Source organism: Alcanivorax profundi (genome assembly GCF_003597125.1).
Taxonomy (GTDB): Bacteria; Pseudomonadota; Gammaproteobacteria; order Pseudomonadales; family Alcanivoracaceae; genus Alcanivorax; species Alcanivorax profundi.
Map to the genome: position 1 here is coordinate 542,051 of NZ_QYYA01000002.1, position 21,422 is coordinate 563,472.

The window sequence follows — 21,422 nt, forward strand, 5'->3', positions numbered from 1 at the left end:
TTCAACCGTCGCGATCGAGGGTGAAATGTGCCATGGGGTCGAGAAAGAACATCTTCTTCCAACCCTGCGGTGCGGCATCCCGGCGCCACGGCATCGGCAACAGGCTGAGCAGGGAATAGTGGAGGTGCGGCGGCTTACCCGCCGCATTGCCACTGTCCCCCACCGAACCCACCGGCTCACCCGCTGCCAACCACACCCCACTGTCAGCAATGCTCTGCAAGTGGGCGTAGTAATGCAGCCGCCATTTCGGCCCCAGTATCAGCACCACCTTGCCGCCGCGGGACACGTCACCGCGATACAGCACCAGACCGCCACTGCTGGCGACCACCGGGGTACCCGCCGGGGCAAAGATATCCACGCCCTTGTGGACCCCGGATTTCCCCCAGGGGTGATACCAGAAGGTTTGCGGATGCCAATCGTGGCTATCCGCCCCCTGCACGGGAATATGCCGCCCCTCTGGCAGCAACAGCCCAATGATCAGCAAGGCCAGCAGCCCCCACAGGCCGCGCCGGATTACCGTACGGAATCGCGGCATAGTTCCAACCACCGTTCAATGCCCGGGCTACGGTATTTCTGCCGGTGCAGGACAAAGTAAAACTCCCGGCTGAAGTCCCGGTGCGGCACCGGCAACTCCACCAGCGAGCCCCGTTTAAACGCTTCCTTGAGGCAAACCCGCGACAGGCAGCTGATCCCCAGCCCGGCCTCCACCGCCCGTTTGATGGCCTCGGTATGCTCCAGCTCCAGGGCCAGATCCAGCTCTGGCACCAGCCCGTGCAGCGCCCGCTCGAAGGTCTGCCGGGTGCCAGAGCCGGATTCGCGCACAATCCAGTGGGCCGCGCTGAGGTCGTCGTCTGTAAGCGCTCCCTTACCCGCTAACGCATGCTCCGGGCTACAAAACACCACCAACTCATCATCACACCAGGGCAGCAATTCCAGATCCGGGTGATTCAACTCCCCTTCAATCAGGCCCAGATCCAGCTCGAAGGTAAGCACCCGGTCGACGATGGCGCGGGTATTGGCCACCTCCAGATGTACCCGTGCGCCCGGTTGCTCTGCCATGTATTCGGCCATGATGGCCACCGCCAGATAGTTACCGATCGTCAGGGTCGCCCCCACATTCAAGCGCCCCAAATCCCGGTGAGACTGCAAGTCCGACTCCAGTTCCCGGGCCTGGGCCAGCAGCGCCTCTGCCCGTGGCCAGAACTGGCGGCCCAGCTCATTGAGCTTGAGGCGCTTGCCGGCACGCTCGAAAAACTTCACCTCGTAGAGGCTTTCCAACTCCTTGAGCGCACCGGACGCCGCAGACTGGGACATATTCAAATGGCTGGCTGCATGGCTCACATTCTCAAAATGCGCAATGGCCAGAAACACTTCCAGCTGCCTGAGGGTGTAGCGCATGATCGCTTTCCATGATTAAATGATAATCGTTATCGTTAATAGATATCGATTTTGTCGATATCAAATATCGGAACAACCCATTTTACCGATAAATCCATTTCGATTAAATTTCCACCAACTGGAATTTTGGAATAAGCGCTGATTTAACTATGTCTAATCTGAATACTGAAACCGTCACAAGCGTTCGTCACTGGAACGATACCCTGTTCAGCTTTACTACCAGCCGGGACCCGGGTTTCCGTTTCAAGAACGGGCATTTCACCATGATTGGTCTGGAGCAGGACAATGGCCGCCCGCTGCTGCGCGCCTACTCCATTGCCAGCGCCAACTATGAAGAAGAACTGGAGTTCTTCAGCATCAAGGTGCAGGACGGCCCACTGACGTCACAGCTGCAGAAAATTCAGCCGGGCGACAAGATCTATGTGAGCCGCAAGCCCACAGGCACCCTGGTGGCAGACCACCTGCTGCCCGGCAAGAACCTGTGGTTGCTGTCCACCGGCACCGGCCTGGCCCCGTTCATGAGCATCATCCGTGACCCGGAGATTTACGACCAGTTCGACCGCGTGATCCTGACCCACGGTGTGCGTCATGTCTCCGAACTGGCCTACCAGGACACCATCGAAAACGAACTGCCCAACAATGAGTTCTTTGGTGAATTCCTGAAAGGCAAGCTGATGTACTACCCCACGGTCACCCGTGAGCCGTTCCGCAACCAGGGCCGCCTCACCGACCTGATGACCAGTGGCAAACTCTTCGAGGACCTGGGTCTGCCCAAGCCGAGCCTGGAAAACGACCGCTTCATGCTGTGCGGCAGCCCGGCCATGCTCAAGGACACCACCGCCATCCTCGACGACTGGGGGTTCAAGGAAACCCGTGGCGGCGAACTGGGTGAGTACGTGATCGAGCGGGCGTTTGTGGAGAAGTAGACAGTACGCTTCACGACAACACACCAAGAAAAAGGGCCGCATTGCGGCCCTTTTTGCTGGCGCCACCGGCCGCTGCAACGGGCCAGACTGTCGGCGAATCACCACCGTTTCCGCCAAGAATGTCAGAGAGCCCGGATATTCCCGCTGCTGCGGATACGTAAACCGGAGAGAGAAAAACAAGAAACGGGGGTGGGGATCACACCCTCCAGCGCGCAGCATGCAATGGCTGTTTATGTATACGCGGTGCACTATTGGTCATTGCTGGAACCTACCACTGCCCCAACACTGTGCCTATTCGCCGCCACTGCAGAGAAGCCGATCCATGGCAAGGCCAGGCAAAATCAGAACCCTGATCAAGCTGTTTGATGTCCGCTACTTCAACGGCTTCAACAGTCTGCGCAGCAGCCTGGGCTTTACCCGTACCCTGTTTCGACCTGCGCCCCGTGCCGTGCGGCTGGAACAGATATTTAACTACCTTCCAATCAGCTCCACGCTATCAAGCTCCGGGCAACCCACGGTGGCTCAGTTTACTCGCATCGCCGAAGCCGGCTTCGCCACCGTGATCAATCTTGCTCCCCACGGCGCAGAGAATGCCCTGGAAGATGAAGCGACCGTGGTCACCCGACTCGGCATGCGCTACGTACATATCCCGGTGGACTTCAAAAACCCGACGGAATGGGACTATCTGCGCTTCTGTTTTGCCATGAAAGAAGCAGGGACGTTGCCGGTGTGGGTACACTGCGCCGCCAACATGCGCGTGTCGGCTTTTCTTTATCGTTACCGGATCGAGAAGCTGGGAACGGGCAGGGAACAGGCTGCTGCCGACCTGGCCCGCATCTGGACCCCTTTCGGGGAATGGAAATCCTTCATCGAACGAACCGGTTCTACAGAGCGGAGTTCGGGCCGCTGATGAAGCACTATTTCTTGGGCGGCAACAGGGTGACCGGCCTGGCCAGGGCATCGGTCGCTTCAGGCGGCTTGGCATCCAGGTCCTTGCTGGCACCACAGGACACACACTCCATCCACTGGCGATCGTCTTCGATGACGCGCTGAATCTTGTCCTGCTGACCACACTCCGGGCACGTGGCCCCGGCAATAAACTGACGTTTCATGTTGCTCCCTCTCTTACACAGGGGCGGCGCAAGCGCCGCTCCTGCGGTGAGGCTCCCTAGCCGTTGATACCGGAATGACGCAGCAGCGGTTCCACACTGGGCTCGCGCCCTCGGAAGGCCTTGAACAGTTCCATGGGTTCGCGGCTGCCGCCCTTGGCAAGAATTTCGCTGCGGAAAGCGCGGCCAGTTTGTTCGTTAAACTCACCGTCTTCTTCAAAGCGCGAGTAGGCATCGGCAGACAACACTTCCGCCCACTTGTAGCTGTAATACCCCGCCGCATAGCCGCCCGCAAAGATATGGCCAAAGCTGTTGGGGAAGCGGTTGAACGCCGGCGGCTGAATCACCGACACCTGTTCACGCACATCCTTCAACACGTCATACAGGTTCATGCCCGGCTGGTACTCGGCATGAATCCGCATGTCGAACAACGAAAACTCCAGCTGACGCACCATCTGCATGGCGCTCTGGAAATTTTTGGCGGCGAGCATTTTTTCCAGTTTTTCCTTCGGCAGCGGTTCACCGCTTTCAAAGTGACCGGAAATCAGGGCAATGCCTTCTTCGGTCCAGCACCAGTTTTCCAGAAACTGGCTGGGCAGTTCCACCGCATCCCAGGCGACACCATTGATACCGGAAATCCCGGACACATCCTGCTCGGTCAGCATGTGATGCAGCCCGTGACCGAATTCGTGGAACAGGGTGACCACTTCATCGTGTGTCAGCAGGCCCGGCTTGCCTCCCGCGGGCGGTGCAAAATTACAGGTCAGGTAGGCCACCGGCGTTTGTACCGATCCATCCGCCAGGCGGCGGCGAATGCGCGCATCATCCATCCAGGCGCCACCGCGCTTGCCGGTGCGGGCATACATGTCCAGATAGAAGGCCGCGCGAACACTGCCGTCATCATCCACCAGCTCATAGAAACGCACATCGTCATGCCAGGTTTCCACGTCCTGGCGAGCCCGGAACTGGATGCCGAACAGTTTGCCGACAATCGCAAACATGCCGTTAATCACGGTATCTGCCGGGAACCACGGACGCAGCTCTTCTTCGGAAATACTGTAGCGTTCCTCTCGCAAACGCTCGCTCCAGAAACCGATATCCCAGGGCTGCAGGTCATCCGCCCCCTGCTCTGCGGCGTACGCTTTCAGTTCAGCCAGTTCCTGTTCTGCCTGCGGCTTGGCCCTTTCGGCCAGGTCTTCCAGGAAGGTCATGACTTCCTGTACATCGCGGGCCATTTTTGTCGCCAGGGATTTTTCGCCATAGTTGGCAAACCCCAGCAGCTGGGCCTGCTGATGACGCAGCGCCAGAATTTCATCCATGATCGCGGCATTGTCGAACTTGCCGGCATGAGGGCCCTGGTCCGACGCCTTGGTGGTCCAGGCGGTGTACATTTCTTCTCGCAACGCAGCGTTCCTGCAGTGGCTCATCACCGCGATGAACACCGGCGCATCCAGTGTCAGCAACCAGCCTTCCTTGCCTTCCGCGTTGGCTCGATCGGCCGCCCCGGCACGGGCGCTTTCGGGCAGCCCCTCCAGCTCGGCCTCATCGGTCACGTGCTTGCTCCAGGCCTGGGTGGCATCCAGCACGTTGTCTGAAAAGGTGCTGGTGAGCTCGGACAACCGTTTGGAATTGGCCATGTACTCGGCTTTCTTGTCTTCCGGCAGATCCACCCCGGACAAACGAAAATCCCGCAGGGTATTGTCGATATCTTTCTGCTGGGCCTCGGTCAGCGAATCCCATTGCGCACTGTCGCGCAAGGACTGATAGGCCGCGCACAAGGCCGCGTTCTGTCCCACTTCGGTGCCGTATTCGCTGAGCAGGGGCAGGCAACTATTGTAGGCATTACGCAGGGCCTCATTCTGGGCAACGGCGTTGAGGTGCCCGGCCGGGCCGAAGGCCTTGCCGAGACGGTCATCTTCCTCATCCAGCGCCTGCACCAGACTGGCGTAATCAAATTGTCCCGCCGCCAGCACCTGCTCAATACGGGCACGCCCCTGCGCGACCAGCTGCTCGACAGCGGGCAGCACATGCTCCGGCTTGATCTCGGAGAAGGGCGGAAGGTCGGTGTAATCAATCAGCGGATTGTTGTTGCTCATGGGGTCTCGGTCCTGCGTTGTCTGTACAACCTGAAGGTGGATAATGGACCTTCACGGTGTGTTGCACCGTAGGGCGGAAATCGCCTCAGGCGATCTCCGCCGATTTGGCGTTTGATGGCGGAGATGGACTGGCCCCTTTCCGCCCTACAGTTATTCATTTGTTAATCCAGAGTGTATCAGTGATGGGGATTCGCCGCTTTGAAGACAAGGCCCCGCAGTTGGGTGAACGGGTATTTGTGGACAGGGATGCCACCGTCATCGGGGAGGTACACCTGGGCGATGACTGCTCGGTGTGGCCCAAGGCGGTGATCCGGGGCGACATGCATCGCATCGAAATTGGCGCGCGGGTCAGCATTCAGGATAACGCCGTGCTACACATCACCCATGCCTCCACCTTCAATCCCGGCGGCTACGGGCTGAAGATCGGCGACGATGTCACCATTGCCCATCAGGCCATGCTGCACGGCTGCACACTGGGTAACCGGGTCATGGTGGGCATGCAGGCAATCATCATGGATGGTGCTGTGGTGGAAGACGAGGTGATCGTGGCGGCCGGTTCTCTGGTAGGCCCGGGCAAGCGGCTGGAAAGTGGTTTTCTGTACCGCGGCCAGCCCGCCCGGCAGGCGCGCCCGTTGACCTCGGAAGAAAGGCAGTTCCTGACCTATGTGGCGGGGAATTATGTGCGCCTGAAGGATCGCTATCTGGAGGAAGGGGGGCATGTGTAACCCTTGGAAGCGCGCCGCCTTGAAGGAACCAGGTCTTGCAGGACAATCAGATCTGCCACATGAACGACATGTTGCCGAAGCTCAGCGGTTCATCGCTGTCACGCAGTGGTGAGCTGGAGCCTTGCAAGGTCAGGGTAAAAGAAAAGCGGTCCCAGCGAACGCCGCCGCCAATCACCAGGCCGAGAATGCCGTCGCGGGTTTCTACCTGATAGGGCCCACTGTGCGCTTCCAGATAGGAATAGCCGATATATTCCCCAAACGTGGCAATAAAGGCTTCCCAGCCAAAACCGTGTCCATCGAACAACCCCACCAATGAACCCGCCGTGCCGATACCCGCATAATCCGGTATGAAATTACGCGGCAGGTTTCTGCCAAAGCGCAGGAAGCCCCCCGCCGAGGCGGTGGCATGGAAATTATTGGCATCCACGCCAGCGGCATATCCCAACTCGGTCTGCCAGCCACTGTCTGAAACCCGCTGCCACGCCCGGCGTGCATGGATAACGTACGCACCACCAATCACATCCGGCCCAAGCTGGTATTCCCAGCCCTGCGGCTCGGTAGAACCGGTGATGCGATGCACCATTTTCTGACTTTGCTCCGCACCGGAGTCTTCCCCGACCACACCGATACGCACGCCATAACCGGTCAGACTGTCTGCCCCCCAGCTGAACAGGCCGGCTTCCAGGTTGCTGTAGCCGATGTAGGGCAGGTCCTGGTAATCCGGCGTAGTCCGGCTGATATCTGAAGGCGTGATCATGGCCTGCTCAAGGCTCAGGGTCATGGCATTCTGTCGATCTCTCACCCCCACTCCCGGCAAGGGGGAAAGCCCTTTTGCCAACGAGCAGGTCACAGAGCCTGCCTGGCCGCAATCATGCCCATCCCCCACCCAGCTGAGGCGAACGCCATTGGTATATTGCCCATCAGAACCGACGAACAGATCGTTATCCCAGGAAAAACCTAACGTCGATGCGGAGGCTGCTACAGGCAAAGCGATAATAAAGAGACCCAGGCTCGATGCACGGGCCAACAGCGGTGTGGACATACCTTTCTCTCAACAGATTATGTGGTTGCCCCCGAAAGGCCGCCCTGCAGCAATATCAGAAACGCCAGCGCCGCTGCATGACCAGGAAGGCAAACGATGCCGACCAGGTAATCAAAATCAATCCATTGAGAGCTTCCACCCCCGCCACTAGCCGCAAGGTGCCCATGGGATAGAGATCCCCGAGCCCCAATGAGGTATAGCAGGCTGCCGAAAAATACAGGTGATCCAGGAAACTGCCATCCACGGCGCCTCCCAGATTCATGGCGGTATCGTTATTGTCGATCCAGAAATAAATGAGGCCGTAGAGCGAAATTTCAACCATGTGCGCAGCGAACATGATGATCACCACCACAAGAATTTCACCCCGTACCCGCTGCTTCCAACGCTTGAGCAATTCGGACAGCCCGGCCAGAGTCCAAAAATGCAGGGTGACAGTGACAAGCACCATGGCCAGCGAGACCACCGAAGCATAAATCACCTCATACATCACCCCACCTTCCATCATCGGCGCATCATCGCCATGACCGGGGCCGTATCGGGCCGCCAGCCCCGCCAGAGTGCAAAGGCTTCCGCAGCCTGTTCCACCAGCATGCCCAGTCCATCTGCGGTGGCCGCCGCGCCCTGCTGCTGCGCCCAGCGCATGAACGGCGTGGGTTCGCTGCCATAGACCATGTCGTAGGCCACGGCGCCCTCCGCCAAGAGCCCGTCGGGCAAGTCAGGCATGTCACCGTGCAGCCCCGCTGAAATGGCATTGATGACCAGATCAAACTGCCCCATGAGATTTTCCAGGCCACTGCCAAGCACCGGTGAGTTGCTGCCGTCCATAAACTGGCGGGCCAGAATTTCCGCTTTCTCTCGGGTGCGGTTCGCGACCCGCACCAGGGTCGGTTTTTCTGCCAGCAACGGCCCCATGACACCCCGCACCGCACCACCAGCACCCAGTACCAGCACGCGCTTGCCCTGAATCGCCCAGCCCAGATTCTCGCGGATGTCGGTGACCAGCCCGGCGCCATCGGTGTTGTCACCGTTCAGTTGATCCCCTTCCCACCACAAGGTGTTGACGGCCCCCGCAAGGTCAGCTCGCTCGGTGACTGCACCGCATAATTGATAGGCTTGTTCCTTGAACGGAACCGTGACATTGGCCCCCAGCCCGCCATCAGCGCGCAGCGCATTTACCGCTCCGGCAAAATCGCCCAACGGTGCTTCACGTTTTTCATAACGCAGGTCGTCACCCTGCTGGGCGGCAAAAGCATGGTGGATATCCGGCGAGCGAGAGTGCGCCACCGGATTACCAAAAACACAGTACAAGGCGGTCATAGCCACTCCCGCTGGATCAGGAATTTGTCATACAGCTCGGCTTCAGCACTGCCGGGCTCCGGATGCCAATCGTAGTCCCAGCGCACCAGCGGCGGCAGCGACATGAGAATGGATTCCGTACGGCCACCGGATTGCAGACCAAAGATGGTGCCGCGGTCGAAGACCAGGTTGAACTCCACATAACGGCCACGGCGGTAGAGCTGGAAATTGCGCTCGCGCTCACCGAACGCCAAGTCCTTGCGACGGGCCATGATCGGCCGGTACGCCTTCACATAGGCATCGCCGACACTGCGCATCAGGGCAAAACTGGTATCGAAATCGAAACGGTTCAGATCATCGAAAAACAGGCCGCCGACACCACGGGGCTCGTCCCGGTGCTTGAGATGAAAGTAGTCATCACACCAGCGTTTGAATTCCGGATAAATGTCATCGCCAAAAGGATCGCAGGCCGCCTTGGCGGTGCGATGCCATTGCGTTACATCCTCTTCAAAACCGTAGTAGGGCGTCAGATCGAAGCCACCGCCAAACCACCACACCGGTGCTTCGCCTTCCTTTTCGGCCACGAAAAAACGCACATTGGCATGACTGGTGGGGACATAGGGGTTTTTCGGGTGAATCACCAGAGACACCCCCATGGCCTGAAAACTGCGACCGGCCAGTTCAGGTCGTGCGGCGGTAGCCGACGGTGGCAACTGACTGCCAAATACGTGGGAAAAATTCACCCCGCCTTTCTCGATCACAGTGCCGTTTTCCATCACGCGACTGCGGCCACCGCCGCCCTGTTCGCGATCCCAGGCATCTTCACGGAACGCACCGCCGCCATCTTCGGCCGCCAGTTCCTCACAAATACGGTCCTGCAGGTCCAGCAGGTAGTCTTTTACCGCCTGCAGTGAAACGTCTGACATGCTTTTCTCCCCGGGAATGACAGAGGCCAGGCACACGCGTCAGGCGCGCAGGGTCTGGCCGCTTTCCAGATCGATAATGGTAGAGGGTTTGCTCGCGCGGTCACAGGCGCCGGACACAATAAAGTCCAGCCGATCCCCAAGCTGGCGCGCCACCTGAAACCGGTTTCGGGTAGACGGACGCCCGGACAGGTTGGCACTGGTAGAAATGATCGGGTGCCCGACCAGCCGACACAACTCCCGTGCCAGCGGGTGATCCGGCACCCGGATCGCCACCTTGCGATGCTTGCCGGTCACCCACGCTGGCACACTGGGCCCCGCCTCTACCAGATAGGTACGGGGCGCCGGCCATTCACGGCCCAGCTGCTCGTGCTGGCGTGCATCCAGTACCACATGGGGCGCCAGCTGCTCCAGATCCGCGCCGATCAGAATCAGCCCCTTGTGCTCCGGGCGCTGCTTGATCGCCAGCAGGCGCATGACTGCCGTCCGACTGAAAGGGTCACAACCGAGCCCGTAGACGGATTCGGTAGGGTAAGCCACCACACCGCCTGACTGGATGATGTGTGCGGCACTGAGAAGATGCTGATACATGACAGGTCCTGCGGGATTAGGGAGCCTCTGAATAACTCCTTGCGTACTCAGCGTGTCCTGGAGCGTGCAAGGAGTTATTCAGAGGCTCCCAAGGAAAAGCGCGAACTTACCCTGCCCGCAGGCCTGACTCAAGACGTATGGCTGGCAGAGCGCTTCAGGTATCCCCCTGAGACCCTTTCCACCCAGCCTTCCAACTCCAGATCCGACAGCTGCCCGGCCAACTCATTCATCGGCAGCCCACTACGCGCCTGTAACACATCCATGGAATTGAGCCCCGAGGTCAAATGCTGCAGCAACGCGGGCTGGGCGGCGTCTTCCCTGACGCCGCTGGATTCCACACAACGCCGGAAGTCACCGAATGCCTGGAAGATATCGTCCACCGATTCCAGCCAGTTAGCGCCGTCACGTAGCAACTGGTGACAGCCCTTACTGAGGGGATTGTGAATACTGCCCGGAATGGCGAAGACCTCTCGCCCCTGAGACAAGGCCGTGCGCGCCGTAATGAGAGAACCACTGCGCAACGCCGCTTCTACCACCAGAGTCCCGAGTGACAACCCGCTGATGATACGATTACGCAGGGGAAACTGGGACGGCAGCGGCGCTGAGCCCGGTGCGAATTCTGTCACCACAGCCCCCCCGCTATCGACAATCTGTCCGGCCAACATGGCGTTGCGAGGCGGGTAAATTCGGTCCGGACCACTGCCTAGAACCGCAACGGTGTTGCCAGTCGCCAGCGCCCCGCGATGAGCGGCAGCATCGACCCCCAGCGCCAGCCCGCTCACCACCACAAAGCCGGCAGCGGCCAGCTGGCGCGAAAAACGTCGACTGTTGTCGAGACCGTCCGCAGAGGCATTACGGGCTCCGACAATCGCCAATGCCGGCGCATGCAGGGTGTCCATTTGCCCGCGCACAGCCAGTACTCCGGGCGGATCCTGAATATCCGCCAGCAACGCGGGATACTCCTCATCACCCAGCGCAATCCATCGCCAGCCCTGCTCTCGTAGGTGTGCGTAGTGGGCAGACAACGAGCCCGTATTATCCAGCAGACGCGCCCGCTCTTTTAGCCCGGCAGGCAACAAGGGGAGAAACTCGGATACTGGTGCGGAGGCGATCCGATGTTGTTTCAGTGCGCGGCCCAGAGCCGCGGATGACGGGGAAAACAACGCCTGCAACAGCAGGCGTTTGAATTGTCCGTCCATCGCCCACCTCCTTGTGTGCGTTGACGGTTTATCGGGACTGAAAGCTGGCGAGCGCAGACGCCGGGTCAGGGTCTCAGTAGCTTCCCACCGGGCTTTCAGCAGAGTCGTTCATGTAGATCGGGCGACTGGATTCCATGATCAAGCCGTAGCTGACTTTATCGAACACCCGGAAGATTACCAGCGACCCGGTCTTCTCGCGGGGCAACTGGACATTATCCCCCAACTGGCGGTCACGAACGATTTCACCGGCACCAAAGATATCCAGCACATTCCCTTCCTTCAGACCATCACGTAGCCCTTTATTCAGGACCACCACATCGTTGCGAGCCACACTGTTGATGCGGTCGAAGAAACGGATAATCTTGGCTTCTACCTTGGTATCCGGCGCAGAGGGATACAACACTGCCCGTACGCGACGATCCTCGGTGGAGAAAATCCGGTCATCAATGCGGATATCTTCTGTGGAACTGGTTACCCGCAGGCTGAGCATCTCGCCCTCATGGTTGGAGACTCGCCCCAGACCGATCTGACGGGCTTCGTAGCCCAGCACTTCCTTGGTTTCCGGGTCCACATATTGCTCCCCGGTACGATAAATGCCGTAGCCTTGCTCAAGGCCCTCCCACTGCGTGCGGGTGTCACGGGCGTACACCGTATCGCCCTCACCAAAGACCACACGACGATCGCGGCCGCCAACAAGATAGGGGGCCTCCTGGATTTCCTGACGGGTAACCACCAGGCCTTCCTTCAAATACGCCGCAATGGCACTGGCAGGGATCGCCGGGATGGCTTCATCGTTGGCAATTTCACGCACTTTCGGGGACAGCTTGACCACCCCGTTGTTCATGACTTGTTCCTGGACGCCACGCTCAACGCTCAGCCGGGGCTCGCCATTCACATAGGAAAGACGGATTTCATCACCGGGATAAATCAGATGAGGATTGCTGATTTCCTCATTGATCTGCCAGATTTCCGGCCACTGCCAGGGCTCTTCCAGAAAACGGCCACTGATATCCCACAGGGTGTCGCCGTTTTTCACGTAATATTTGCTGGGATGCCCGTCTTTCAGGGTGACGGCGGCGGAGGCCAGAGTGGCAACCGATAGCATCAACCCGACAGTGAAGGCGCGCTGGACCGATTTCATCATCATCGGATTCCTTTTATCATTATTGGACTCATCCCCAAGAGCTGCCGTGCGTCCTTGAGGCAGGCACGGTTTCTTTTGGATATTAGCAATGCGATCATATATTTAGCAACCAAATTTCGAGTGCTATCGCAACTGCCGAGAACGTACATGGCCAAACTGGAAATACTGGAATTCCCTGACCCCCGGCTACGAACCGTAGCAAAGCCGGTGGAAAAGGTGGATGACGAGCTTCGCAAACTGATCGACGACATGTTCGAAACCATGTACGACGCCCCCGGGATTGGCCTGGCCGCCACCCAGGTGAACGTACACAAGCGTGTCATCGTCATGGACCTGTCCGAAGACAAGTCCGAGCCACGGGTGTTCATCAACCCGGAAATCACTCCGCTCACCGACGATCTTGCCCCCTACGAGGAAGGCTGCCTGTCGGTCCCCGGCTTCTATGAGAAGGTCAAGCGCCCGGCACGGGTGAAGATCAAGGCGCTGGACCGGGACGGTAATGTTTTCGAGGAAGAGGCCGACGAGCTTCTGGCCACCTGTATCCAGCATGAAATTGATCACCTGGAAGGCAAGCTGTTCGTGGACTACGTCTCACGCCTGAAGCGCGACCGGATCAAGAAGAAGCTGGAGAAAGTGCACCGGCTGCAGGGGTGAAAAGCAGCTGACAGCTTCGAGCGACCAGCTGCGAGGCGCGATCGCACTCCTTGATTGATTCACCTCAGTGCCCGCGCCCAAACCGCAAACGCGGCTGATTCGCTTCAGCCTGCACACATCATCAATCGCGTAGAGGCTCGCAGCTCATAGCTCGTAGCTCACCGCTCTAAAGAGGCCGTTCATTGAAACCCCTACGTCTCGCCTTCGCCGGCACCCCGGATTTCGCCGCCGCCAGCCTGCAGGCCGTACTCGACAGCCCGCATGAAGTGGTAGCCGTACTCACCCAGCCGGACCGCGCTGCCGGCCGCGGCAAGAAGGTCCAGATGAGTCCGGTGAAACAGCTCGCTCTGGCCCATCACATAGACGTACTGCAACCGGAAAACCTCAAGGGCGAGGCCATTCGCCAGCAGCTGCGCGACCTGAATCTGGATGCCCTGGTGGTGGTCGCCTACGGCCTGATCATTCCCCAGGCCGTGCTCGACATCCCGCGGCTGGGCTGCCTGAACGTGCACGGCTCCCTGCTGCCCCGCTGGCGTGGGGCAGCGCCAATCCAGCGCGCCATCAGCGTGGGCGACACCGAGACCGGCAACACCATCATGCAGATGGAAGCCGGGCTTGATACCGGCCCCATGCTGCTCAGCGAAGCGCTACCCATCGGTGACAGCGAGACCGGCGGCGAGCTGCACGACCGGCTGGCTGCCCAGGGCGCTCGCCTGCTGGTCACCGTACTGAATGATCTGGAGCCGTATCTGGCCAACGCCACCGTGCAGCCTGACGACGGTGTCACCTACGCCCACAAACTCAGCAAGGCGGAAGGGCAGCTGGATTTCCGCCTGCCCACGCGCGCCCTGTATAACCGCATTCGTGCCTTCAACCCCTTTCCTGTCGCGTGGGTGCCTTTGAAAGGCCAACCCATGCGCGTCTGGAAAGCCAGCGAAAGCCCCCTGCCCGGCAAGGATGACGACGAACCCGGCCATATCCTCAACGTGGATGACAACGGCATTCAGGTGGCCACCGGTGATGGCATCCTGACGCTGGAAGAGCTGCAACTGCCCGGCAAACGGCGCATGGCCGTAGCGGACCTGTTGCGTGGCAACCCCGACCTGTTCCAGGTGGGCGAGCCTCTTGGTGATCCGCTGGATACAGACCGTGGCGACGCCTGACCCGCGGCTCAGCGCCGTGCGTGTCCTTGACCGGGTGATTCCCGGCAAGGGCGACGGGGAAAGCCTGCGCGAGGTGCTAAGGGACTTCCCCCTGGCAGGCAGCGACGGCGGCCTGATGCGCGACATCAGCTTTGGGGTCTGCCGCCATTTGCGCCCCCTCAACCACTGGCTCAACCAGCAATTATCCAAGCCCCTCAAAGCCAGCGCTCAACCCGTACGCCTGGCCCTGCTGGCCGGACTGTACGAGCTGTGGTTCACCGAACGTCCGGCCCATGCCATCGTCAACGCGTACCCGGCCCTGTGCCGCAAGCTGAAGGCCCCCTGGGCCGCCGGGCTCAGCAACGCCGTGTTGCGTAAAGCCAGCCAGCTACGTGCTGAGCAAGCGCTTGCCGACGCCACCCCGAATATCCGCCTGAGCCTGCCGGACTGGCTGTACAAACGCTGGTGCCAGGACTGGCCGGATCAAGCCGACACTATCGCCCAGGCCAACCTGCACACGCCGCCCTTTACCTTGCGAGTCAATCGTCAGCAGCAACAGCGCGCCGGCGCCATTGCCGCCCTGGGTGAGGGCGCCCGCCCCGGTGAACTGTCCCCCTGGAGCATTTATGTGACGCCGGCCCGGCCGGTGTTCGATCTGCCCGGCTTTGAGCAAGGCGCCCTGTCGGTACAGGATGAAGCCGCCCAACTGCCCGCAGAATTACTGCAGGCACCGCCCACTGGCCGCATTCTCGATGCCTGCGCGGCCCCCGGTGGCAAGACTGGCCAGCTGCGCGAGAAATTCCCCAACGCCGAGCTGGTCGCGCTGGAGCTGGAAGACAAACGGCTACGCCGTATCGAAGAGAATCTGGCCCGCCTCAACGCCACCGCCACCCTGTTGCAGGGCGATGCCAGCCAGCCCGACAGCTGGTGGGACGGCAAGCCATTCGATGCCATCCTGCTGGACGCTCCCTGTTCCGCCACCGGCATCCTGCGCCGCCAACCGGATGTAAAGTGGCACCGAAAGTCGTCGGACATTCCGGTACTGGCCGATTTACAAGCCCGCATGCTGGATGCACTATGGCCGCTGCTCAAACCCGGCGGCATGCTGGTGTATGCCACCTGCTCGGTACTGCGCGAAGAGAATGATCACCAGATCAGCGCCTTCCTGCAGCGCCAGCCACAAGCCCGGGATGTGACGCCGCGGCCGGAACAGGCCACAATGGTCGACGCGGGATGGCAGTTGTTTCCGCAGCAAGACGGACCGGATGGCTTTTATCTGGCTTGCCTGCGCAAGGGGGCTCAGCAGGATACATGAAGATCATTATTCTCGGTGCCGGTCAGGTGGGGGGCACCCTGGCGGAAAACCTGGCCAACGAGCGCAACGACATCACCGTCATCGACACCGATGCGGAGCGTCTGCGTGAGCTCGGCGACCGGCTCGACATCGGCACCGTGCGCGGCATGGGCTGCTACCCGGCGGTATTGAAAGAGGCCGGCGCCGAAGACGCCGACATGCTGATCGCCGTAACCAACTCTGACGAGGTGAACATGATCGCCTGTCAGGTGGCCTACTCCCTGTTCCGCACCCCCTCCAAGATTGCCCGTATCCGCACCGCCCACTACACCAGTCGGTCGGAAAAGCTGTTCAACGAAAACGCCCTGCCCATCGATGTGATCATCAGCCCCGAGCAGGTGGTCACCGATTATATCCGTCGCCTGATCGAACACCCCGGCGCCCTGCAGGTGGTCAACTTTGCTGGCGGCCGGGTACAGCTGGTGGCGGTGCGCGCCTATTATGGCGGCCCCCTGGTCGGCAACGAGCTGCGCGAACTGCGCAAGCACATGCCCAATGTGGACACCCGCGTGGCGGCCATCTTCCGTCGCGGGCGCCCCATCATTCCGGAAGGCAACACCGTTATCGAAGCCGATGACGAAGTGTTCTTTATTGCAGCCAAGAACGACATCCGCGCCGTCATGAGCGAACTGCGTCGTCTTGAGCACAACTACAAGCGCGTGGTCATCGCCGGCGGCGGCAACATCGGCTACCGCCTGGCCAAGACCATCCAGACTCGCTACAACGTCAAAGTCCTGGAACGCAATCCGGAACGCGCCGAGTGGCTTGGGGAAAAACTGCACCAGACCGTGGTACTGCAAGGCCTCGCCACCGACCGCGACGAACTGCTCAAGGCCAACATCGAAAACACCGATGTATTCTGCGCCCTGACCAACGACGACGAGGCCAACATCATGGCTTCGCTGCTGGCCAAGCGGCTGGGCGCACGCAAAGTCATGACCCTGATCTCCAACCCGGCCTATGTGGATCTGGTGCAAGGGCACGACATCGATATCGCCATTTCGCCCCAACAGTCCACCATCGGCAGCCTGCTCAGCCACGTACGCCGTGGCGACGTGGTGAACGTCTACTCCCTGCGGCGCGGCGCCGCCGAAGCCATTGAAGCCATTGCCCACGGCGACGCCAAATCGTCCAAGGTGGTTGGCCGTGCCATTGAAGATATCGATCTGCCCGAAGGCACCACCATCGGCGCCATCGTGCGCGGAGAGAAAGTGCTGATTGCCCATGATGATGTGGTGATCGAACCTGACGATCACGTCATCCTGTTCCTGATCGACAAACGCCGCACCCGGGACGTGGAAAAACTGTTCCAGGTCGGATTCACGTTCTTTTAGGGCATCCAATGATTGCAGCAACGGACAGCTTGGCAGTTTCCATCCCAGGGCCGGACACCGGAGGCCGGATCTCGAGTACCGACAAGCCCCTGCGGCAACATGATGTACTCACTCCAGACATCCGACGCCAGACGTCCGGGCAGGACGGCTAATCATGCACTTCGCGTTGATCTCAAAGATCCTTGGCCTGCTACTGGTGGTATTCAGCTTTACCATGATGCCCCCCGTGGCAGTCTCGTACTGGTACCAGGAGGGCAGCGAAGGGCCATTTCTGATTTCTTTTGTGATCACGCTACTGCTCGGGCTCGGGTTGTGGTTGCCGTTCTTCCGCAACAAGGCGGAATTGCAAACCCGTGACGGCTTTCTGGTCGTCACCCTGTTCTGGTCGGTACTCGGCGTTATCGGGGCACTGCCGCTGATCATCAGCGACGATGTACCCGTAGGTTTTACCGATGCGGTGTTTGAGTCCGTCTCCGGGCTTACCACCACCGGCGCCACCATTCTTTCCGGCATCGACTTTTTACCTAAATCAATTCTGTTCTACCGTCAGCAGCTGCAATGGCTCGGCGGCATGGGGGTGGTGGTCTTGGCAGTGGCGATTCTGCCCATGCTTGGGATCGGGGGCATGCAGCTGTACAAGGCCGAAATTCCCGGCCCCATGAAAGACGCCAAATTGACTCCCCGCATCGCGGAAACTGCCAAGGCCCTGTGGTTCCTTTACCTGTTTATTACCGTGGCCTGCGCGGCACTTTACTGGGCTTTCGGCATGAGTGTTTTCGACGCCATTTGCCACAGTTTCAGCACCGTTGCCACGGGCGGCTTTTCCACTCATGACGCCTCCATGGCGTACTGGGACAACCCACTGATTGACTGGACCGCCACCATTTTTATCCTGATCGGCGGCCTGAACTTTGCGCTGCACTTTGCGGTATGGCGGGGCCGCTCCCTGTTCGCCTATCTTCGCGATCCGGAATTCCGCTTTTTTATTGGCCTGTTTCTGATGTACACCGCCATCATCACGGCAGGACTGTTATTCTTCCATTATGATTTTAATTTTGCGGATGCATTGCGGCATTCCGCCTTCCAGGTTGCATCGTTCAGCACCGGGACCGGGCTGACCAGCACCAATGCTGCCGCCTTCCCCGGCTTCATCCCCTACCTGTTGGTGTTCACCAGCTTTATTGGTGGCTGTGCCGGTTCCACCGGTGGCGGCATGAAAGCGGTACGTGCGGCCCTGGTCTTCCATCACAGCATCCGGGAACTGCGCCGCCTGATTTACCCTAATGGCATTTTCGCGCTGCGCTTTGGTCGTCAATCCGTTCCGGATCGCGTACTGCAAGCAGTGTGGGGTTTTGTGGGCGTGTACATCACCATCTCGGTGATTTTTACCCTGCTGTTCACCATGACCGGCATGGATCTGACCACCGCGGTCAGCGCGGTTGCCGCCAGCCTGAACAATCTGGGCGTCGGCATCGGGCAGGTAGGGGGAGGCTTCATCAATATTACCGATAGCGCCAAATGGATGATGACCGTTCTGATGATTGCCGGGCGCCTGGAAATTTTCACCCTGCTGGTTCTCTTCACCCCCATGTTCTGGCGCCAATAAACGGCTTTCCCGCGCCCCAGCGCAACTCTGTGCCTGCGCGGACCGACTCACTTCACCTGACAACAAGGAAAAATCATGTCCTGGCTTTCGCAACTGCTTATGCAGCTGCCAGCATTTTTGATGGTATTAAGCGGGTTTGTACTCGCCGGCATTTTCTTTCAACGGGCGCGCACCGCGGCCATTCTTGTCATCCTCGCCAGTGTGCTGACGTTGCTGCAAAGTGCCTTTTCCATCTTTACTCATAAGGTATTGCTGGAACGCATGATTGATGGCCAGCTAAGCAATGATATTTACAGTCTGATTGCCGCGGGCAGCTACACTTTTTTCTATATCGCGATCAGTGCCCTGCTACTGGCCGCGGCGTTTACCGGCCGCCGACCAGAACCTTCGCCCACAGATCACGAGGTGGCGATTCCCGCTCCTCTCAACGAGGCAAGCCCGACCCTGGCGCATCGTGGCGCACTGGTACTCATCCTTGGCCTGCTGGGACTGCTGATGTTTGCCCCGCTCGGCATCGCTGCCTGGATCATCGGCAGCAAGGATCTTGCCGCCATTCGCGATGGCCGCATGGACAAAAGCGGTGAGGGCATGACCCTGGCAGGCAAGGTACTCGGCATCATTGCCACTGTCCTGATGCTGATTGGGGTACTGGTCCTGCTCGCCGTGATGGCTATCCTGGCAAGCGAATACAGCGGTTACTGAACGGCTAGCCGCGAGTTCGCCCCATCCGTGCCAGCGACTTTCGCAGCCCGCCCCTCAACAAAAAGCCCCGGCATTGCCGGGGCTTTTTGTTTCGCGGTTAGTGATTCATTGTTTTTCAGGCAATGTTGTTCACCCGCTTCGCCTCACGGAACAGCTGGTCCATTTCACCCTCGTAGTAGGCTTCCACTCGTGGGTTCATGACTTTCTTCCACAGCGGCGGGAACAGAGCCAGAACGTACATGGCGGCATAGCCACCCGGCAGTTGCGGGCTTTCTTCGTAGTGACGCAGAACCTGGTAACGACGCTTGGCGTAAGCGTGGTGGTCACTGTGTCGCTGCAGCTGGAACAGGGCAATATTGGTCAGCAGGTAGTTGGAGTTCCAGCTGTGCGCCGGGGTTACTCGCTCGAAACGCCCTTTGTCGTTCACACGACGGTGCAGACCGTAATGCTCGATGTAGTTGATGATCTCCAGCGCCAGGGCGGCGAAGAAGCTCTGCCCCAGGAAGAACACCACACCCTGCCAGCCCCACAGGGCACCAAAGGCCACCGCGAACAGGGCAGAAATGCTGTACCACCAGATCAGCTCGTTGGACAGGCTGATGTTTTTCTTGCCCTTGCGCTCCAGGTACTGCTTTTCCAGTCTCCAGGCGTTGATGAAGTTACGCACGAACGCCTTCGGTAAAAAGTCATACAGGCCCTGGTTGTACTGGCTGGACGAGGCATCATCCGGCGTCGACACGTGCACGTGGTGCCCACGCACATGCTCGACCTTGAAACCGGCATACGTCACCGATGACAGCAGCAGGCCACCCATCCAGTTTTCAATTTTCGGATCCTTGTGGATCAGTTCGTGGCCCAGGTTAATGGCAATGATCCCACCCACGGTACCGATGGAGACGATCCAGCCGATCTTGCCAAGCAGACCGTAATCGTTGGTCATAAAGATATGGCCGGCATAGAACAGCACCGCGATCCATACAAAGCCCATCAAAATGGTGAACACCCGGTAGATCACTTCCTCGGTCAGGGAAGGCACCTGCACTTCTTCATCCGGATTGGAGGGGTCCTTGCCGATGATGTAATCGGCCACCGGGATAATCCCGAAGATGACGAAGTACATAAACCAGGCCCAGTAATCCTGGGTCCCGCTCTCTACACCGATGTACGCGGAAAACGGCACCAGCGGCACCATGGTTCCCCAGAACACCACGTAGCTCCATTTTTTTATTGTCAGCATCCGGTCCGGATTCACATTCTCGAACATGGCCTTGTCCTCGCTAGTTCAAGCCAACAGTAACAGTCATCGATGACAACATTATACCTCATTTCCTGAATTGTCAAACAACTCAATTCATGACATAGTCACCCTCATGCCGGATAATGCCGCCATCAACGGAAAGGACCCGTCATGTCACTGAAAGCCGTCAGCCTGAGCGAACAGATCGCCTCCCATCTTGCCGAGCGCATTATCAAGGGGGAGCTGCCCCCGGGGGCCCGCCTGCCGGAAAATGAGCTGGCCAAAGAGCTTGATGTGAGTACTAACTCACTTCGGGAGTCTTTCAGGCTGCTGGAAAAGCAGCATCTGATTGAGCTGCAACCGCGCAAGGGCGCGCGGGTGTGTGAGGTGACCGATGACCAGGTGAAAGACCTGTACGAATTCCTGTTCCTGCTGCTGTCGCAGCTGGCAGAACGGGCCGCCGTCGTCTGGCAGCCGGGGCAAATTGAGGATTTGATGAACATGCTGCCCCAGCTGGAGCAGCATTTTATGAACGATGACCTGCCCGGCGCACACCAGCTGGCCTTCCGCTTTGTGGAAATCGCCACCGTCCGCTTTGCCGGCAACCGCTACCTGCAAACCGACATTCAGGACCTGATTCCCCTGCTGAAGCGTTATTCCTACATGGCACTGCAGGAAGACACCTCGGAATTCGATGTCTCCCTGAAAATTTTCAAACGCCTCCTGGTCAACATCGTGGGACGACGCCAGAAAGACGCCGGTGCCGATATCCGCGAATACGGGGAAAATCAGTGCCAGATCGTCCTGCGCGCCATCGCCAAGCGCAACGCCGCATAAAGGACAGTGAACCGCTAATAGCGAGGTGATGGCTGGAGCATCTGCGCCCAACCCCCCTCCGTAGGAGCGTCGGTTATTCGCTACGCTCACCCTTCGGGCCGCCCTGC

General features: G+C 59.3%; 22 protein-coding genes. 10 read left to right on the forward strand and 12 right to left on the reverse strand.

Annotated features, from left to right (window positions below; translation table 11 throughout):
* Position 1 precedes the first annotated feature (1 nt).
* A complete protein-coding gene (locus tag D4A39_RS07790; RefSeq protein WP_119917817.1) occupies positions 2-535 on the reverse strand; it encodes a M23 family metallopeptidase in 534 nt (177 codons plus the stop codon).
* The gene (locus D4A39_RS07795; RefSeq protein WP_119917818.1) at positions 514-1,398 is read right to left on the reverse strand and encodes a LysR family transcriptional regulator; all 885 of its coding nucleotides are present in this window, start codon (positions 1,396-1,398) and stop codon (positions 514-516) included. Before D4A39_RS07795 ends, D4A39_RS07790 begins: the two co-directional genes overlap by 22 nt.
* Before the next feature lie 149 nt (positions 1,399-1,547).
* Between D4A39_RS07795 and D4A39_RS07800 the strand changes: the two genes are divergently transcribed.
* Positions 1,548-2,324, forward strand: a complete 777-nt coding sequence (locus D4A39_RS07800) for a ferredoxin--NADP reductase (RefSeq protein ID WP_119917819.1) — start codon at positions 1,548-1,550, stop codon at positions 2,322-2,324.
* Between the two features lie 322 nt (positions 2,325-2,646).
* Positions 2,647-3,234 (forward strand): protein tyrosine phosphatase family protein, encoded by a 588-nt coding sequence (locus tag D4A39_RS07805; protein WP_022985785.1) that lies wholly within the window; start codon positions 2,647-2,649, stop codon positions 3,232-3,234.
* A 7-nt stretch (positions 3,235-3,241) separates the two neighbouring features.
* Here the strand turns inward: D4A39_RS07805 and D4A39_RS07810 are convergent, their stop codons facing one another.
* Both D4A39_RS07810 and prlC read right to left on the reverse strand, forming a co-directional pair.
* Entirely contained in the window at positions 3,242-3,436 is a 195-nt protein-coding gene (locus tag D4A39_RS07810; protein WP_022985786.1) for a YheV family putative zinc ribbon protein, read from the reverse strand.
* A gap of 56 nt (positions 3,437-3,492) precedes the next feature.
* The gene (gene prlC / locus D4A39_RS07815; RefSeq protein WP_119917820.1) at positions 3,493-5,529 is read right to left on the reverse strand and encodes an oligopeptidase A; all 2,037 of its coding nucleotides are present in this window, start codon (positions 5,527-5,529) and stop codon (positions 3,493-3,495) included.
* Between the two features lie 182 nt (positions 5,530-5,711).
* On the opposite strand from prlC, the gene D4A39_RS07820 reads away from it, so the two are divergent.
* Positions 5,712-6,254 carry a gamma carbonic anhydrase family protein gene (locus D4A39_RS07820; protein WP_022985788.1) on the forward strand — a complete coding sequence of 181 codons (543 nt, stop codon included), beginning with the start codon at positions 5,712-5,714 and terminating at the stop codon, positions 6,252-6,254.
* Between the two features lie 46 nt (positions 6,255-6,300).
* Here the strand turns inward: D4A39_RS07820 and D4A39_RS07825 are convergent, their stop codons facing one another.
* From D4A39_RS07825 to D4A39_RS07855, 7 genes are all read right to left on the reverse strand, one after another.
* The gene (locus tag D4A39_RS07825) at positions 6,301-7,296 is read right to left on the reverse strand and encodes a lipid A deacylase LpxR family protein (RefSeq protein WP_022985789.1); all 996 of its coding nucleotides are present in this window, start codon (positions 7,294-7,296) and stop codon (positions 6,301-6,303) included.
* Positions 7,297-7,351: 55 nt separating this feature from the next.
* Positions 7,352-7,783, reverse strand: coding sequence for an ion channel (locus D4A39_RS07830; protein WP_031226636.1), 432 nt, complete (start codon positions 7,781-7,783; stop codon positions 7,352-7,354).
* Between the two features lie 14 nt (positions 7,784-7,797).
* Entirely contained in the window at positions 7,798-8,613 is an 816-nt protein-coding gene (aroE, locus tag D4A39_RS07835) for a shikimate dehydrogenase (protein WP_119917821.1), read from the reverse strand.
* The gene (gene hemF / locus D4A39_RS07840) at positions 8,610-9,518 is read right to left on the reverse strand and encodes an oxygen-dependent coproporphyrinogen oxidase (protein WP_119917822.1); all 909 of its coding nucleotides are present in this window, start codon (positions 9,516-9,518) and stop codon (positions 8,610-8,612) included. The genes aroE and hemF overlap by 4 nt, the downstream gene beginning before the upstream one ends.
* 39 nt (positions 9,519-9,557) lie before the next feature.
* On the reverse strand, positions 9,558-10,106 hold the full coding sequence (gene tsaC, locus D4A39_RS07845) for an L-threonylcarbamoyladenylate synthase type 1 TsaC (protein WP_022985793.1): 549 nt from the start codon (positions 10,104-10,106) through the stop codon (positions 9,558-9,560).
* A gap of 128 nt (positions 10,107-10,234) precedes the next feature.
* Positions 10,235-11,305: a DNA-processing protein DprA gene (dprA, locus tag D4A39_RS07850; RefSeq protein ID WP_022985794.1), complete on the reverse strand. Its 1,071-nt coding sequence runs from the start codon at positions 11,303-11,305 to the stop codon at positions 10,235-10,237.
* Between the two features lie 73 nt (positions 11,306-11,378).
* The gene (locus D4A39_RS07855) at positions 11,379-12,449 is read right to left on the reverse strand and encodes a LysM peptidoglycan-binding domain-containing protein (RefSeq protein WP_022985795.1); all 1,071 of its coding nucleotides are present in this window, start codon (positions 12,447-12,449) and stop codon (positions 11,379-11,381) included.
* A gap of 147 nt (positions 12,450-12,596) precedes the next feature.
* Here D4A39_RS07855 and def point away from each other — a divergent pair, with 147 nt between their 5' ends.
* The 6 genes from def (at position 12,597) to D4A39_RS07885 (ending at position 19,241) form a co-directional block, all read left to right on the forward strand.
* Positions 12,597-13,103 (forward strand): peptide deformylase, encoded by a 507-nt coding sequence (gene def / locus D4A39_RS07860; RefSeq protein ID WP_022985796.1) that lies wholly within the window; start codon positions 12,597-12,599, stop codon positions 13,101-13,103.
* A 182-nt stretch (positions 13,104-13,285) separates the two neighbouring features.
* Positions 13,286-14,266 carry a methionyl-tRNA formyltransferase gene (gene fmt, locus D4A39_RS07865; RefSeq protein WP_022985797.1) on the forward strand — a complete coding sequence of 327 codons (981 nt, stop codon included), beginning with the start codon at positions 13,286-13,288 and terminating at the stop codon, positions 14,264-14,266.
* Positions 14,253-15,560 carry a 16S rRNA (cytosine(967)-C(5))-methyltransferase RsmB gene (gene rsmB, locus D4A39_RS07870; RefSeq protein ID WP_233552439.1) on the forward strand — a complete coding sequence of 436 codons (1,308 nt, stop codon included), beginning with the start codon at positions 14,253-14,255 and terminating at the stop codon, positions 15,558-15,560. Before fmt ends, rsmB begins: the two co-directional genes overlap by 14 nt.
* Positions 15,557-16,933 (forward strand): Trk system potassium transporter TrkA, encoded by a 1,377-nt coding sequence (gene trkA / locus D4A39_RS07875; protein ID WP_119917823.1) that lies wholly within the window; start codon positions 15,557-15,559, stop codon positions 16,931-16,933. The genes rsmB and trkA overlap by 4 nt, the downstream gene beginning before the upstream one ends.
* Positions 16,934-17,087: 154 nt before the next feature.
* On the forward strand, positions 17,088-18,539 hold the full coding sequence (locus D4A39_RS07880; RefSeq protein WP_119917824.1) for a TrkH family potassium uptake protein: 1,452 nt from the start codon (positions 17,088-17,090) through the stop codon (positions 18,537-18,539).
* A gap of 75 nt (positions 18,540-18,614) precedes the next feature.
* Positions 18,615-19,241, forward strand: a complete 627-nt coding sequence (locus D4A39_RS07885) for a hypothetical protein (protein WP_022985801.1) — start codon at positions 18,615-18,617, stop codon at positions 19,239-19,241.
* Positions 19,242-19,356: 115 nt separating this feature from the next.
* Here the strand turns inward: D4A39_RS07885 and D4A39_RS07890 are convergent, their stop codons facing one another.
* A complete protein-coding gene (locus D4A39_RS07890; RefSeq protein WP_022985802.1) occupies positions 19,357-20,505 on the reverse strand; it encodes an alkane 1-monooxygenase in 1,149 nt (382 codons plus the stop codon).
* A gap of 144 nt (positions 20,506-20,649) precedes the next feature.
* Here D4A39_RS07890 and D4A39_RS07895 point away from each other — a divergent pair, with 144 nt between their 5' ends.
* Positions 20,650-21,315, forward strand: a complete 666-nt coding sequence (locus tag D4A39_RS07895; RefSeq protein ID WP_102790448.1) for a GntR family transcriptional regulator — start codon at positions 20,650-20,652, stop codon at positions 21,313-21,315.
* Positions 21,316-21,422: the final 107 nt, after the last annotated feature.